The organism is Enterococcus casseliflavus, from assembly GCF_029215545.1.
In the GTDB taxonomy this organism is placed as follows: domain Bacteria; phylum Bacillota; class Bacilli; order Lactobacillales; family Enterococcaceae; genus Enterococcus_D; species Enterococcus_D casseliflavus.
The window spans coordinates 900,808-916,133 of record NZ_CP119393.1 but is presented as its reverse complement, the minus strand read 5'-3'; the positions used below and the strand labels follow the sequence as shown (position 1 = coordinate 916,133).

Genomic DNA, 15,326 nt, shown 5'->3' with positions numbered 1-15,326 from the left:
CCGACGATCGATAGAAAACAATCTCGTCAAGCAATTTCTTGCGTGCTACGTTGCAAGGAATCCTTTTGACAAACATCCTCTATAGAATCGTCGACATGAATGACAGACCGTAATCGGCTAATTATTAGTATTTCTGCTCAATCGCTTCTTCGATTGTTTTGGCAGCATTATCCGCTGCTTCTTGAGGAGTCATATTGCCTGAACCTGCATCAAACAGCATGTTTTCAGCCCCTACCCAAACCTCAGACATTTCAGGGATATTTGGCATTGGTTGTGAAACACTGTATTGCTCAATCACTGCTTTTGCTACTGGATCATCAGAAGCAGCGACTGTTTCTTGAGCCATAATGTTCGCTGGAATATCATGACGCATGTCATACAATTTCTCTTGATTGGCTTCGTTGGTCAAATACTCGACAAATTGTTGAGAAACGTCTTTGTTTTGTGAGTAGTTAGATACCACCCACGCTTTTCCGCCGCCAAATGTTTCATAGTCGTTGCCGTTGTTTAGCGTTGGGATTTTCGCTACTCCATAGTTGATGCCTGCTTCTTCAAAGCCGTTCACGCCCCATGGTCCATAAATGATAGCTGCTGTTTTGCCTTGATTGAAGTAATCCAACATCAAGTTTTCGTTGGCTGATACATCAAGCATTCCTTGCGGCCAGACATTTTGGAACCAATCAGTTGCATACGTGATTGCTTCAACAGAACCTTCATTGTTCAGCCCTAGATCAGATGGATCTGTTCCTTCATCACCAAAGACATACCCGCCATGCCCCGCTAATAGACCATACGTATAATAAAAGTCCGTCCAACGAGCTAAGAAACCAACATTGTCATCGCCTTCTGCAAAACGATCATCTTTTGCTAGTTCTTCTAAATCAGAAAAAGTTGCTGGTGCTTCATCGATCAAGTCTTTGTTGTAGAACATGACAACCGCTTCGATCATTGCTGGTGCGCCATAGATCTTATCATCGATGGTCACTTGTTGCTTGTCTGTATCGCTGTACCGTCCATCATCTGGCAAAGTCATTTCTGCCAAATGCCCTTGGGAGCCTACTTGACCCACACGGTCATAAGGAGACATCGTAACATCTGGGCCTTTCCCAGCAGGACCGTCTAGTTGAAGCGCATCCATTTGATCGAACATGTCCATTTCCACAACGTTGATGGTGACATCATTTTCAGATTCAAAGTCAGATTTCACTTCATTGATATAATCAATATAGTCTGCGCCTACAGAGACCGTGATCGTTTTTTCATCGCTACCTGAACCTGCATCTGCATCTGCATTACTACCATCGGTACTACCGCCGTTGCCGCCACATGCTGCAAGCGCTAACAACGCACTTCCTGAAACTAATCCTAGAGCTGCCTTTTTCCAATTCACTTTCATCCTGTTTACCTCCTGCAATTTGTAACTCTATTATGCAACCGGTTTCTTAAAATGGCAAACATTTTCTAAATGTTAGCGATAACAAAAATTGAAAAAGCCTTTAAATTAAGATATTGAGGAATTGAAAAGAAATTGCGCAACCATTTGCTTAATTTTTCACCTCGTGGATTCACGAACCACGAGTTGCGGTAAAAAGCGCTGTTGTCGCAGGCTCGTATCGTTCTGTTCAATTTTTTGAATCAGTAATTCACCACAAGCTTCGCCCATCTCAACGATGGCTTGCTTCATAGTCGTCAACTTGGGCGAGCTGACCTGATCCAGGAATACCCCATCGTAGCCGACAATCCCAAAATCCTTTGGTATCTGCGCGCCAATCGACTGCAAGCCTTGATTGATGCCTAGTGCCAAACGATCCGTCGCACAAATAAAACAAGTATTTTCCGCAAATTGCTCCTTCTGTGCTGTGATAAAGGTGCGGGCTGCGGAAGAACGGTTCTCAAAACGATGGATTTTTGGTGCTTGTCCTGTTTTTGTGACTGTATCTATGTACCCTTTTTCTCGGCTTTTCGTAAATGCTTCTTCCAACTCTAAACCAATATAGACCAAGTGTTGATAGCCAGTATCGAGGGCGTGTTTACAAGCAGAAACGATCCCTTGGTAGTTGTCACTATCAACAAAGCTGAATCCAGCTTCATTTTCACCAAATAGAACGACGGGTTTCTTTAAATTTTTTATCCAGTCCATATCCTTTTGGCGAAATCCCGTAATGATACAACCATCTGCTGGGCCACGATCCACCCCATCCGTCGTAACCAGCTGCAACGAATAATGCGCTTTGCCGATGGAACGAGCGATCCCCACTAATAAATTCATATAGTATGGCTCCGTCGTGTCCATCTCCTCTAAGATATACACTTTGATGATATGGGAACGCTTGGAAACTAATGATTTGGCAGCAATATTCGGTTGATAATCCAGTTCTAGCATTGCTTGATGAACGAGCTGCTTTAGCTCTTCGGTCACTTTATCTGGATGGTTGATCACTCGAGAAACGGTCATTGCGGAAACATTTGCTTTTTTGGCGACATCTGCTAACGTAGTCATGATTCACTCTCCCTGTATGATTTCATCTATAGTATAACACAATAAAACAAAAGAGAAACAAAGCCAACTTTTATATAGAAAGATTTCTTGCTTCATTCCAAAAGATAAAAAAACAGAGTAGCTTCTCAGCTACTCTGTCAAAAAAGACTTTTTTTGGGGTGTCGCCAAAAGGATCCCACACGTGTTAATCCGTTTCGATCAACCCGTATTTACCATCTTTCCGACGATACACAATGCTCGTTCCATTCGTTTCCGCATCTTCAAAGATAAAGAAGTTGTGTCCAAGCATGTTCATTTGTAAAACAGCTTCTTCACTATCCATTGGTTTTAAAGACAAACGTTTTGTACGTACGATGTCTAAATCAGAACCATTGGTTTCTTCATCGTTTGCTTCAGTTGTGAACAAATCACCATCTGTTGGCGGAACCAACGCTGTCTCACGAGATTTGCGATTGATTTTTGTTTTGAATTTGCGGATTTGGCGTTCCAATTTGTCAACAACCAAATCGATACTAGCATATAGATCAGGTGAAGTTTCTTCCGCACGTAGAACTAGGAATGGTAAAGGAATCGTTACTTCTACTTTTGCAGTTTTTTCTGTATAAACTTTCAAATTAACGTGTGCTGTTGCTTCTGGCACATCATTAAAATAACGTTCTAATTTACCTACTTTTTTCTCGACGTAATCACGGATCGCTTCTGTTACCTCGATATTTTCGCCACGCACATTATATCTAAACATAAAAATTACCCCTTTCGTCTACCAGTAAAGAAGGAAAAGGACCACTCTTTTCTTCTTCTTAACTCTATTATATCGAACTCTTGGTCATTTGCCTAGTAAATCGAACAATTTTCTTTAAGCGTTTTCAAAATAACGTTTCAACGAGCAATAGAAAAAGAACGAATCGACTGGGGGTCAAAGGACTGCAGTGCTTCAGCTGCATGATATAACGTTCTACCGGTAGTATACACATCATCGATCAACAATAATTTTTTCCCTTTGATTTCACACGCTACATCTGGCTTCACTGCAAAGGGTTGCGCCTCTACTAATCGTTGCCTGCGAGAACGTTGTGCCTGTGGTGCGGTATCAACAACTTTCTCCAGTAACTCTTGAAATCTGACTCCGGCGGCTTCCAGCACAGCGGTGACTTGATTAAACCCTCGCTGTTGGTAACGCTCTGCCGATAGTGGGATGGGAATCAAACACTCATAGTCAAACCTGTTGAGTTTTTGTTTGATCACAGGCGCAAACGTCCCCCGCAACTGATAGTTTCCCATCAGTTTGTATTCGTGAAGCCAATCCTTCATTCCTTGATCGTAAGCAAATAGCGCTCGGTGCTGCAATTGTATCATGGGACACGTTTCTTCCCAATAGAGACAATCGCTGCAAAACTCAGTTTCTTTTTTTCCACACGAAGGGCAGCAGGTTCGCCAATCGATCACTGAAAACTGTTGGGCACATTGCGGGCACAATTCATTTTCTGGGATACGCCAAGGAGCCAACACCTCAATGATCGTTCGTTCTCTAGGAAAAGTCCTTTTACACCAACTACACACCATCGGTCAGCCAGCTTTTTGCCAATTGGTTCATTTCCTTGATTTCGTTGAGTGCTTTTCGGATCGCTTCCGTCATTTGGTCGTAGAAAAAAATGACCTCCCCTTCCGTATAGGCCCCTTTACGATCGACACGACCAGCAATTTGCACGAGCGCCGATTTTGTAAAGACTGGATGATTAGCACCCAATACGATGACTGAGACGTTTTCAAACGTCACCCCACGCTCTAAAATCATCGTTGTAAACAACACCTTGTAAATCTGTCGACGAGCAGACGCTACTTTTTCGCTCCGTTTTTGATCTTGCGACGAAACGCTAGTCAAAGACCATGACGTGCCTTGTCGGCGGACAGCCGCTTCTACTTCCTTCATCAGCGCAATGCTTGGACAAAACACCAAGACAAAGTTTTTTTGAAGCAGCCGCTGCAACTGCTGCAGCAATGGTCGCAGCCAACGTTTTCTGCGATAAGCCTGCGCCCAGTGACTATAATGAACAGGTTTTGGAACGATCAATGGACGCTGATGAAACCGCAGCGGCATTCTCAAGACAGCGAATTTTCCACGAATTTCTTGCAGCAGTCGTTCTGAAGGCGTCGCACTTAAATAGATCAGACACCCGTTTTTGGCTAAGGCATTGTATAATCCGTAACGCAGCTGCGCATCGCCCTCGTAGGGAAATGCATCTACCTCATCCACCACGATCAGTTGAAAGCTCCGATAAAAATGCAGTAGCTGATGGGTGGTGGCAATAAGGATGTTTGTGTAGCGATAAGGCTCTTCTGATTTTCCATAAAGGAGCAAGCTTTCCTCTTGTGGAAATGCTTGCTGAATCCGCGGAAACAATTCACGACAAACATCGATCCGAGGTGAGACGATCGCCACTCGACCACCTTCTTGCCGAACGTAGCGGATCGTTTCAAAGATCATTTCGGTCTTCCCTGAACCCGTGACCGACCAAACAAGCGAGGATCGCTTTTGTCGACAATTAGACACCAATTGCTGGGAAATTTTTTGCTGAAACGGCGTCAATGCTCCTGGCCAGACGATGTGGTGATCAACGGCTGGACTTTCCGTAGGTTGAATCACCAGTCGCCCATTTGATGTGATCCGACCATAGCGAATACAGGTTGGACAGTAATAGCTGCCTATCGGTAATTGCACCGACGGCTTGCGGTGGGAAGAACCGCATCGCTGACAAACGATTCTCTGCCCCTGCTCGAGCATTGCCGGTCGAGAATCAAAGGGTTTTCCTACATTCATTGTTTCATCTAAAACAAAAAATTGTCTTCCTTTTTGATTGGTCATAACATACACCTCAGTTTTAAGTACGCAAAAAAATCGGTTCAACTACTTTTTGAAAAGTACTTGAACCGATTACAGGTTTCTTGTTTGCTTCAACAGCAGGTCTTGCTTATTCGCCGATCAATGTCAAAGCTTGATCTAAGACTTTTTCGCCGTTCATCATGCCGTAATCTGCCATGTTGATTACTTCTAAAGGAATTCCTTTTGGCGCTAGACGTTTCTCAAAATCGCCTTTCATGAAACGAACTTGTGGTCCTAATAATAAAACATTTACGTCTTTGCTTTCTAAATGTTGATCTGCTTCTGAAGCGGAAACTGCAAAAATATCTACTTCTAATCCTTTTGCTTCAGCTGCTTTTTGCATTTTTGTTACTAATAAGCTTGTACTCATTCCTGCAGAACAAACTAACATAATTGTTTTTTTCGCCATATCGAACACTCCTTGAATTTTAAGAATAAGATAACATTTCCTATCTCTAGTATAGAACAAGTTTGAAATTTGTCAACGCTTTCTATCCAGCAGCCAGTTTGATTTTACTAAACGGTTAAAAACGACATACTCTTTTTTTAAATTGACGAGGACTACCTCATAGCCGGCATTCAGCCACGCATAGGCCCCGTTTTCAGGATGTCGGTAATCATTTGCCCACCAATCCGTACTCGTGCGGGCACTTTTGGGCAAACCGGATGCTGGGAAAAGAAATTCATCAAACTGGGTAAAGGTTAACGTAATTTGTGAACCGCCGTTGTTTTTTAAATAGTGCGTGATCGTATCGTACTTTTTGCGTCTACCCAAAGCAACTGCCTCCTCTTTTTCAGGTCTGTGTTGGTGCCTTTTTCTTTCTTCTATTTGTAACTTTCCTTCCGATTGCCTATACTAGAAACATAAAGGAGGCGATCGTACGCGTGACTTATCGAACGATCCGACAAGATGGAGAAACGGAAATAGAAATCAAAAAATCGCGTTTCATCTGTTCGTTAAAACGAATCCAATCAGAAGATGAAGCCAAAGCGTTTATACAAGCCCTCAAAAAAGAACATTGGAAGGCGAATCATCATTGCAGCGCCTATGTATTGGGTGAAAACCATGAGATCCAACGCAGCATTGATGATGGTGAACCTAGCGGCACCGCTGGAGTACCGATTTTAGAAGTATTGAAGAAAAATGACTTGATCAATATGGTCGCTGTCGTTACCCGCTACTTCGGTGGAACGAAACTTGGCGCTGGCGGATTGATCCGCGCTTATTCCAGTTCAGCTTCCGCTGGCATCAAGGCGGTGGGAATCGTCGAAGGCGTTTTGCATCAAGAGCTTGCATTGACCATTGATTATCCCCTTTTAGGTAAGCTGCAAAACTATTTAGAACTGCAGAACATCTACGTAAAAGACATTGCTTATACCGAGAAAATCGTTGTTACCTTAATGATTCCTGAAGCAACGCTTGCCGACCAAGAAGCCGCTTTGATTGATTTGCTGCAAGGGCAAGTGCAGCTAAACAAAGGCAAGACCGAATATGTAGAGCGCCTCATCGAGGAGCCAACCGAGTAACTATGCAGGACAAGTACCTGTCAGGTTTGCTCTTTTCCTCAAAGCACGGACTCTAATGCCGCTTGCTGCAGCGAATGCAGGAACGCCCAATCGTTGAAAAACCGAATTGACCGATGCGGAGCAACAGCACGTATGCTCGCAGTGTCCTTTCGGCTTTTTCGCGTCTTTTTTGTTTCCAGCCATCTCAGGCAGCTTATTTTTCCATATAAAATTCGAAACGATTGCCGACATATTGGGTGCGCACGTATTCAAATGGTTGACCATCTTCAAATGAAGTGATTTGCCGCATCCGTAAGATCGCATCGCCGCGTTTGATTTGTAAATAATCAGCAATTTGCTCGGAAGCGACCATAGCTGAGATCGTTTGCGAAGCACCGCCGATTTTCCGCTGTCCTTTTTCTTCCAACACTTTATAGAGGGAAGAGATGATCTCCTCCTTGCTAAAATCATGAATAAACTTTTCAGGGATACTCGCTACTTCAAAACAGATCGGCACATCATCCGCATACCGAATCCGCTCCATCCGTAAAATCGTTTCGTGTCCTTCTAATTGCAGCTTTTCCATCTCACTGGAGCTAGGTGCCGTCAAGAAATAAGCGACCGCTTTGCTGGAAGGCTTACGACCAAGAGAATTCATAATTTCGGTAAAACTCGTCGTGCCCGTCATTTTCTCTTGTACTTTTTGGCGAGCCACATAAGTGCCAGAACCGATTTTGCGCTCAAGAATCCCCTCATCCGCTAAGGTTTGGATCGCTTGCCGCAACGTCATGCGACTCACGCCGAATTGTTTTGACAACTCCCGTTCTGAAGGCAGACGATCCCCGATTTTGTATGTATTGTTTTCGATATTGGCTTTGATTTGATCATGAATCTGGATATAAACAGGTAATTTTTCCACCACTACACATTCCTCCGTTCCCCCCCCTATTATAACTGGTATATACCTAAATAGCTAATAAAAAAAGCAAAAACTGCTCAGTTTTTCTCAATTTGTGCGAACTCTTTCCCCATTTTATAGGCAGAAAAAGAAGTTATCACAAATTGTCCAAACAAGAGCAGTCTCTTTGCTTTTAAATTGGTTCGGTCGCTGGCTTGAGAATTTATTCAGCCAACGCTTTATTGGCAGTTGCCATGAGCAAGCGAATGCGATTCAATTGATTGACGATCGAAACACCTGGATCGTAATCAATCGCTGCAATGTTCGCCTGTGGGTATTGGCGACGCAGCTCTTTCATGACGCCTTTTCCTACTACATGGTTAGGCAGACAGCCAAATGGTTGCAGACAAATGATATTGTTGACATCATTTTCCAACAGATCGATCATCTCACCGGTCAAGAACCAGCCTTCTCCCGTATGATTGCCGATGGAAACAATCTCGCTCGCTTGCTCGGCAAGCTGATGGATCGAATGAATGCCCTCAAAGCGCGTTGACGCCCGCAACGCTTTATCCATTGGTTTTTGGAGCCGTTCAATCGCCATGATCGCAAAATCAGCGATCATTTTGCTTTTCTTCGCCATCCCCAAATGCTCGTAGCGCCAAATTTGATTGTAGAGGGAATAATTCATGAAGCCGACAATATCTGGTACGACCGCTTCCGCTCCTTCTGCTTCTAACAGGCGAACGACATCATTATTGGCAGTCGGTGAATACTTCACTAAAATCTCTCCCACGACACCGACACGCGGCTTCTTGATATCTCTTATCGGCACTTGATCAAAGTCTTGAATGATTTTCTTCATATTGCGATTAAACAGACTGAAGGAGCCATTGCGGACATTTTTGGCAATTTTTTCCAGCCAATCTTGGTGGAGCCGATCGACAGCCCCTGCTTCTTGCTCATATGGACGGGTGCGATAAACGACTCGTTCAAAGAGATCCCCGTATAAAAATGCCACCGCCAAGCGTTTCATCATCGGCAAGGTAAAGCGAAAGCCCGGATTTGATTCAACACCAGTATTGCCCATCGAAATAGATACCACCGGTACTTGCGGAAATCCTGCATCGTTCAATGCTTTACGTAACAAGGGAATATAGTTCGTTGCGCGACACCCACCGCCCGTCTGGGTCATCAATACGCTGGTGTTTTCGACGTCATATTCCCCGCTTTGTAACGCTTCTACCAGCTGTCCAATGGAAATGATGGCCGGGTAGCAGGCATCGTTATTGACAAAGCGCAAACCGACATTGACTGCTTCTCGATCTTCACTGGGCAGACAGACCACTTGATACCCAGAAGCCTGCAAAGCGACATCTACTAATCCGCTTTGGTGGATGGGACTCAACATCGGCAATAAGAGCGTGTGCTGCTTGCGCATTTCCTTGGTAAAAATAATCTTTGCTGGTTCCTCGTATTGCTTTTTAGGAACAAAGTGCTGTTTATCCCGTTCGTTGACTGCTGCTTTCAAGGAACGCAACCGAATCCGAATCGCCCCAAGGTTTGCACCCTCATCGATTTTCAACACCGTATACAGCTTGCCATATTGCGCCATGATCTCTTCGACTTGATCGGTGGTCACTGCATCGATCCCGCAGCCGAAGGAGTTTAATTGAACCAATTCCAACTGCTTGTTTTTCGCCACCACTCGTGCAGCCGCATACAACCGTGAATGATAGACCCATTGATCCACGACCCGCAGATCGCCGACATTTGCTAAATGAGCAATACTGTCCTCGGTCAGTACATGAAAGCCTTCTTGGGTAATGACTTCCGCTATCCCATGGTTGATTTCAGGGTCCAAATGATACGGTCTTCCAGATAAAACGATCCCTTTTTGGTTGGTCGTCATCAGCATTCGCAGCGTTTCTTCTCCCCGTTGCGCAATATCTGCTTTGAACTGATCTAGTTCCTCGAAGCCGCTGCGCAGCGCTTGGGCAATTTCGTCTTCAGAAAAACCAAAATCTTGAAACGTCCCCATTAAGGTTTTGACCATTGAGGCTTCATCTGCCAGATTTAAAAATGGACAGCGGTAGTCAACCGCCCCTTCACGAATCGCATCGACGTTGTTACGAATCACTTCTGGATAGCTTTGTACGATTGGACAGTTAAAATGATTTTCAGCGGCAGTGTTCTCTACTCGCTCAAAAATGACTCCTGGATAAAAGATCAACGGTATGTTTTGATCGATCAGTGCTTGGATGTGTCCATGGGCTAGTTTGGCTGGGTAACAAACGGTATCGCTAGGAATCGTTTCGATCCCTTGCTCATATAGTTCTTTATTAGAACGCGGCGACAAGGTTACCCGAAACCCTAACTGGGTGAAAAAGGTATGCCATAGCGGATAATTTTCATAAAGATTCAACACTCTTGGTAAGCCGATTTCCCCATGGAGGGCATCTTTTTTACGCAAAGAACGGTACTTGAACAAGCGGCGGTATTTTTCATCCACGAGATTGACTTTGCGGTCTTCTTTTTTGATTTTGATCCGCGCACCACGTTCGCAGCGATTCCCCGTAATGAATTTTCGACCATCCGAAAAGAGGGTCACGGTTAATAAACAATTGTTTTCGCAAAGCCCGCAATTTGTAAATTCTTTTTCTGCTTGAAAATCGGCCATTTCTGCAGGAGACAACAACGTACTGACATCGTCGATCGCCGCTTCTTCTAACGCGATCAACGCCGCCCCATAAGCGCCCATCAAGCCAGCGATCGATGGTCGTACGACTTCACGGCCGCTAATCAATTCAAAGGCGCGTAGAACCGCTTCATTATAGAAAGTCCCTCCTTGGCAGACGATTTTCTCGCCAAGATCTTCGGGGCGCCGAACCTTGATCACTTTATAGATAGCATTCTTTATGACCGAGTAAGACAAGCCAGCCGAAATGTCGCCAACAGACGCTCCTTCTTTTTGGACCTGTTTGACTTTTGAGTTCATAAAGACGGTACAACGCGAACCCAGGTCAACCGGCGCTTGGGCTTTTGTCGCTGCCAGCGCAAATTCTTTGACATCCTGATTCATAGATTTGGCAAAGGTCTCAATGAAGGAGCCGCATCCTGAGGAACAGGCTTCATTCAATTGAATCGAAGATAACGCGCCATCTTTAACCGTCATCGCCTTCATGTCTTGTCCACCGATATCTAGGATAAAATCAACCCCCGGCTGGAAATGTTCGGCAGCTTTGTAATGGGCCATCGTTTCCACTTCACCGATATCGACTTTCAGTGCATGTTTGATCAAATGCTCGCCGTAACCTGTGATCGTTGACTTTGCGATGTAAACGTCAGAAGGCATCTGACGATAAAGCTCTTGTAAAACCGCCATCGTTGTCGCTAACGGCTCGCCTTCATTGTTGCCATAAAAAGAAAACAACAAATCCCCTGCATCATTGATCAAGACGACTTTCGTTGTCGTTGATCCAGCATCGATACCCAAATAAGCAGCACCTTTATGCTCCGACAAAGGTTTTTCTGCAGCAACCGCTTGAGCATGGCGAGCACGAAAAGCAGTCAATTCCACCTCGTCTTTAAACAATGGGGCTAATGTATCAGTTGGCGCGAGTTTGCCATCTTCTCCGTTGGCTAAGCGGGCTAATAGCACGGAAAGCTGTTGCTCTTCTTCTGCATACAGTGCGGCCCCCATCGCTACAAACAGTTCTGGGTTCTCAGGAAAAATGATGTCTGCTTCTTGCAGGCTCAACGTATCGATAAACCGTTGACGCAATTCCGACATAAACGTCAACGGTCCACCTAGAAAGGCTACCTTGCCTTTGATTTTACGACCAGCAGCTAAGCCAGCAATCGTTTGATTGACCACCGCTTGAAAAATACTCGCAGCAATGTCCGCTTTTGCCGCTCCTTCATTGATCAGCGGCTGCACATCAGTTTTGGCAAAGACCCCGCAGCGTGAGGCAATCGGATAAAGGGTTTGGTATCCCTTGGCTAGCTCATTGACCCCATTGGCATCCGTTTTCAATAAAACCGCCATCTGATCAATAAACGCACCGGTCCCACCGGCACAACTGCCATTCATCCGCTGCTCCAACGCACCTTCAAAAAAGGTGATCTTCGCATCTTCACCGCCTAATTCGATCGCCACATCCGTTTCTGGGATCACTGTCTCGACTGTTTTGGTACAAGCGATGACCTCTTGGACAAAAGGGATCCGCAAAACTTCTGCCAGCCCCATTCCGCCTGATCCGGTAATCGCCAGCGCAACTGGCTGATCTTGGATTACTGCTTGCGCTTCTTTAATAATTTTTTCCGCTGCCTTTTGGATGTCTGCATAGTGTCGTTCATACCTTGAAAAACACGTTTGATTGCGTTCATCTAACAGAACCATCTTGACCGTTGTTGAACCGACATCGATGCCCGCCTTATATTTTTTCATTTGTTGCCTCCATCTAAACAACACTTTGTTGATTATCTAACAAGCCGTTTGTTATAATACTTATGTTCATTGTAATTCTTTTAATTGATAATTCAACAAACAATTCCAACGAAGGTGTGGGATAAACAACAATTAGACGTTTTTTGTCGTTTATTTTGAAAGGAAATTCACAATATGAAAAAATTGGATTTACGTGTCAAACGAACCAATAAGTACATTATTGAAGCCTTTATTCGCTTAGTTGAAGAAAAAGGCTTCGAGCAAGTGACTGTCCAAAATATCGCAGACGAAGCCATGATCAACCGCGCGACCTTCTATGCCCATTACAAAGACAAGCAAGACTTGTATGAAAAAATATTTGACTTGGCCGTCGAATCTTTTACCTCGATCCTTGACTTTGAAGATTTCGTTCAAGGCAATCGAATCAAGATCCGTAAAATCGAAGCGGCCATGACCGAACTTTTTATACACATTCAAAAGAATCGCTCTTTTTATTTGACGATCATGGATGCCTCTGCCATTGAGATCATTCGTAAAAAACTGGGGCTGATTTTAACGGAACGGTATCAAGAGATCTTCTCAACCTTGAAGATCACAGAAGGCGATCTTGAAGTGCCCTTAGACTTCATCATTGATTATATGACCTCGATATTTGTTGGCACGCTGCATTGGTGGCTAACGGCAGAAACAACGATGCACGCCGACCATTTAGCAAAACTCGTCATCAAACTAGTGGCAAACGGTCACCTAACTGTCTTGGGGATTGAAATTGAGGAATAACTGCTAAAGAAAAGTTACCCATCACCATTCCCTTCACTGACTATATCCCCCGTGTAAAAAGCATTAAATCTTCCCTAGATAACATACACATGGTTTTTTCTTCCTCCACAGAAAAACCCGCCCTGATCGTCTGCTCTCAGGGACGGGTTTCTTGCAATTTTTCATGGTTCTTTTTTACTGATTTACGTTCGATCAATTCGAAAGGGATGATCTCAGAGGTGATCGTTTTCCCATTAAGTACACAATTAAGCAGTTTCAAACAAGCCCGTTTTCCCATCTGATGAAAGGGCTGTGAAATGGTAGTCAGTGGCGGACTGACCATTGCGGCAATACGGGAATTATCATAACCAACGACTGAAAGATCATCTGGTACGACGATATGGTTTTCGTAACAAATGGAGATGATTCCCAATGCTGTTTCATCACTTGCACAAAAGACCGCTGTAATCGGTTCTTTTCTTTCCAAATACGCACTCATTGCTCGTCGCCCAGATTGAAAACCAAAGTACCCATACTCAATAAATTGTTCTTTAACGGGGATCTGATTCTTCTCTAAGGCATCAATATATCCCTTGATCCTCGGTACACTCGTATTCTCATCATCATAGCTTAATCCTGCCAGCCCAATATTCGCATGTCCCTGTTTGATCAAATAGTCAACCGCCGTATACGCTGCCAAATAATCATCCACTTTTATGGAAGGAATTTTGTTGTTTGTGTCCGTACTTGAGACGAGTACAATCGGGATATTCAAGCTTTCGATTGGTGCCAAATCGTACTTTGATAAAAAAATGGAAAACACAATAATGCCGTCCACTCTACGTTCAGCCATGAGATCCAAACTCTTCTGGAAGCCTTCTCCCCCGATCCCTGCATGGGTCACGATCACGCTAAATCCTCTTGCGTGTGCTTCTTCTTCAATTCCTTCAATGATTTTCACATAAAAAGAAGTATCAGAATTTGGCATAATGATTCCCACCGTCTTAGTTGTTTTGGTCACTAAACTGATGGCAGTCTCATTTTTGCGATATCCTAGCATTTTAACTGCCGAAAGGACTCGCTCTTCAACTTCTTTGCTATACCCGCCAATATTATTCAGCACTCTCGAAACAGTGGCAATCGAAACGCCTGTCTCTCGAGCAATATCTTTTATAGTCGCAGCCATCTCAAATCTCCTTTTGTGTGCTTTAGTATCCGTTGCTTCTGATCAAATGAAAAAGCTTGCTACTTTTATCTCATTAGCATTCATAGCCATTTATTTCTCTTCTATTCTAACAAATATTGAAGAAAAAACGATAGTTAGAAGAAGTAAAAACGTCCTCTAGCTATCGTCAAAGCAAGAATAAAAGGGAAAATAGAGCTACGCTTGTCGCTTATTCTCCCGTGATTCCTGATTTGTCGATACTTTCCACAAACCATTTCTGAACAAAAACATAGAAGAATATCAACGGAAAAATGCTCAAGATCGTTCCCGAATATGCCACTGCCTCCGTATAACTAAGATTTGGATTGGTTCCCGGATCGCCTAGGGTCGCCGTGTTATTGACGACATTGTTAAATCGACTCTCCAATGAATTGAGTAGCATAGGTGTGGTTTGAATATTTCCTTCAAGATAAAAAGAAGTCAACAACGTTTCATTCCAATACAACGCAAAAGCATAGATCCCGACAATTACAAATGCAGGTCTCACCATCGGTAAGGCAATCTTATAAAACGTCTTAAAGGCTCCTGCACCATCTAGAAAGGCGGCTTCTTCTAATGCCGTTGGAATCATTTTGAAAAACTGATAGAAGATCAAAATAAATAAAGCTGCTTGTTCCCCTTGCCCCATTAGAGCTGGGAAGATCAACGCACCCATATTTCCACTTAACCCAAACGTAGTAAAGAGTTGGTATCGCGGAATAAAAAACAATACTTTGGGTGCTAGATAGGTAAATAAAAGCAATGAAAAGATCAGAAATTTGAAGGGAACTTGAAAGCGAGCTAAGCCATACGCAATCAGCGCAGATGAGAGCATCAAGCACACGGTGGAGACCCCTGCAACCAGCACAGTAGTAAAATAACTCCCTGGCAGTCGCAACGCTCGCCAGGTCAGACGAAAATTTTCTAAATAAAATTCTGAAGGAATCCATTCGATCGAGTGATCTGCCAAATCTAAATTTGACATCAATCCAACCGTTATCATATTGATCAAGGGAAAGATAAAGACAAAACTCAGCACGATCAAGATTGCATATATGGCGATTTTCCCTAGTAAACCATTTGTAACATTCGTTCCCAGTATCATTTTTTTCATTCTATGGGTATTTC

13 protein-coding genes are annotated in these 15,326 nt (G+C 43.8%); 2 read left to right on the top strand and 11 right to left on the bottom strand.

Going from position 1 to position 15,326, the window contains the following annotated elements; genetic code table 11:
• Positions 1-124: 124 nt before the first annotated feature.
• From P0G38_RS04375 to P0G38_RS04345, 7 genes are all read right to left on the bottom strand, one after another.
• Positions 125-1,396 (bottom strand): extracellular solute-binding protein, encoded by a 1,272-nt coding sequence (locus P0G38_RS04375; protein WP_275854108.1) that lies wholly within the window; start codon positions 1,394-1,396, stop codon positions 125-127.
• Between the two features lie 156 nt (positions 1,397-1,552).
• Entirely contained in the window at positions 1,553-2,500 is a 948-nt protein-coding gene (locus P0G38_RS04370) for a LacI family DNA-binding transcriptional regulator (protein ID WP_005228774.1), read from the bottom strand.
• Between the two features lie 184 nt (positions 2,501-2,684).
• Entirely contained in the window at positions 2,685-3,242 is a 558-nt protein-coding gene (gene hpf, locus P0G38_RS04365; protein ID WP_005231866.1) for a ribosome hibernation-promoting factor, HPF/YfiA family, read from the bottom strand.
• A gap of 137 nt (positions 3,243-3,379) precedes the next feature.
• Positions 3,380-3,856 carry a ComF family protein gene (locus P0G38_RS04360; RefSeq protein WP_275854107.1) on the bottom strand — a complete coding sequence of 159 codons (477 nt, stop codon included), beginning with the start codon at positions 3,854-3,856 and terminating at the stop codon, positions 3,380-3,382.
• A gap of 196 nt (positions 3,857-4,052) precedes the next feature.
• On the bottom strand, positions 4,053-5,363 hold the full coding sequence (locus P0G38_RS04355) for a DEAD/DEAH box helicase (RefSeq protein ID WP_275854106.1): 1,311 nt from the start codon (positions 5,361-5,363) through the stop codon (positions 4,053-4,055).
• Between the two features lie 106 nt (positions 5,364-5,469).
• Entirely contained in the window at positions 5,470-5,790 is a 321-nt protein-coding gene (locus P0G38_RS04350; RefSeq protein ID WP_275854105.1) for a PTS sugar transporter subunit IIB, read from the bottom strand.
• A gap of 72 nt (positions 5,791-5,862) precedes the next feature.
• Entirely contained in the window at positions 5,863-6,156 is a 294-nt protein-coding gene (locus P0G38_RS04345; RefSeq protein WP_005228767.1) for a DUF7662 domain-containing protein, read from the bottom strand.
• A gap of 110 nt (positions 6,157-6,266) precedes the next feature.
• On the opposite strand from P0G38_RS04345, the gene P0G38_RS04340 reads away from it, so the two are divergent.
• On the top strand, positions 6,267-6,908 hold the full coding sequence (locus tag P0G38_RS04340) for a YigZ family protein (RefSeq protein ID WP_275854104.1): 642 nt from the start codon (positions 6,267-6,269) through the stop codon (positions 6,906-6,908).
• Positions 6,909-7,101: 193 nt separating this feature from the next.
• Here the strand turns inward: P0G38_RS04340 and P0G38_RS04335 are convergent, their stop codons facing one another.
• Both P0G38_RS04335 and P0G38_RS04330 read right to left on the bottom strand, forming a co-directional pair.
• Positions 7,102-7,809, bottom strand: a complete 708-nt coding sequence (locus P0G38_RS04335; protein WP_005228765.1) for a GntR family transcriptional regulator — start codon at positions 7,807-7,809, stop codon at positions 7,102-7,104.
• A 199-nt stretch (positions 7,810-8,008) separates the two neighbouring features.
• Entirely contained in the window at positions 8,009-12,235 is a 4,227-nt protein-coding gene (locus P0G38_RS04330) for a 2-hydroxyacyl-CoA dehydratase (protein WP_275854103.1), read from the bottom strand.
• A 174-nt stretch (positions 12,236-12,409) separates the two neighbouring features.
• On the opposite strand from P0G38_RS04330, the gene P0G38_RS04325 reads away from it, so the two are divergent.
• On the top strand, positions 12,410-13,015 hold the full coding sequence (locus tag P0G38_RS04325; protein WP_086337982.1) for a TetR/AcrR family transcriptional regulator: 606 nt from the start codon (positions 12,410-12,412) through the stop codon (positions 13,013-13,015).
• 136 nt (positions 13,016-13,151) lie between these two features.
• On the opposite strand, the gene P0G38_RS04320 is transcribed toward P0G38_RS04325, so the two are convergent.
• Positions 13,152-14,180: a LacI family DNA-binding transcriptional regulator gene (locus P0G38_RS04320; RefSeq protein WP_115232638.1), complete on the bottom strand. Its 1,029-nt coding sequence runs from the start codon at positions 14,178-14,180 to the stop codon at positions 13,152-13,154.
• A 208-nt stretch (positions 14,181-14,388) separates the two neighbouring features.
• The gene (locus P0G38_RS04315) at positions 14,389-15,312 is read right to left on the bottom strand and encodes a carbohydrate ABC transporter permease (protein WP_275854102.1); all 924 of its coding nucleotides are present in this window, start codon (positions 15,310-15,312) and stop codon (positions 14,389-14,391) included.
• Between the last annotated feature and the right edge of the window lie 14 nt (positions 15,313-15,326).

Coding starts and splice junctions, on each gene's coding strand:
- hpf (WP_005231866.1), bottom strand. CDS start 3,242: ATGTTTAGATATAATGTGCGTGGCGAAAATATCGAGGTAACAGAAGCG.
- P0G38_RS04315 (WP_275854102.1), bottom strand. CDS start 15,312: ATGAAAAAAATGATACTGGGAACGAATGTTACAAATGGTTTACTAGGG.
- P0G38_RS04375 (WP_275854108.1), bottom strand. CDS start 1,396: ATGAAAGTGAATTGGAAAAAGGCAGCTCTAGGATTAGTTTCAGGAAGT.
- P0G38_RS04330 (WP_275854103.1), bottom strand. CDS start 12,235: ATGAAAAAATATAAGGCGGGCATCGATGTCGGTTCAACAACGGTCAAG.
- P0G38_RS04360 (WP_275854107.1), bottom strand. CDS start 3,856: ATGATACAATTGCAGCACCGAGCGCTATTTGCTTACGATCAAGGAATG.
- P0G38_RS04355 (WP_275854106.1), bottom strand. CDS start 5,363: ATGACCAATCAAAAAGGAAGACAATTTTTTGTTTTAGATGAAACAATG.
- P0G38_RS04325 (WP_086337982.1), top strand. CDS start 12,410: ATGAAAAAATTGGATTTACGTGTCAAACGAACCAATAAGTACATTATT.
- P0G38_RS04350 (WP_275854105.1), bottom strand. CDS start 5,790: ATGGCGAAAAAAACAATTATGTTAGTTTGTTCTGCAGGAATGAGTACA.
- P0G38_RS04370 (WP_005228774.1), bottom strand. CDS start 2,500: ATGACTACGTTAGCAGATGTCGCCAAAAAAGCAAATGTTTCCGCAATG.
- P0G38_RS04320 (WP_115232638.1), bottom strand. CDS start 14,180: ATGGCTGCGACTATAAAAGATATTGCTCGAGAGACAGGCGTTTCGATT.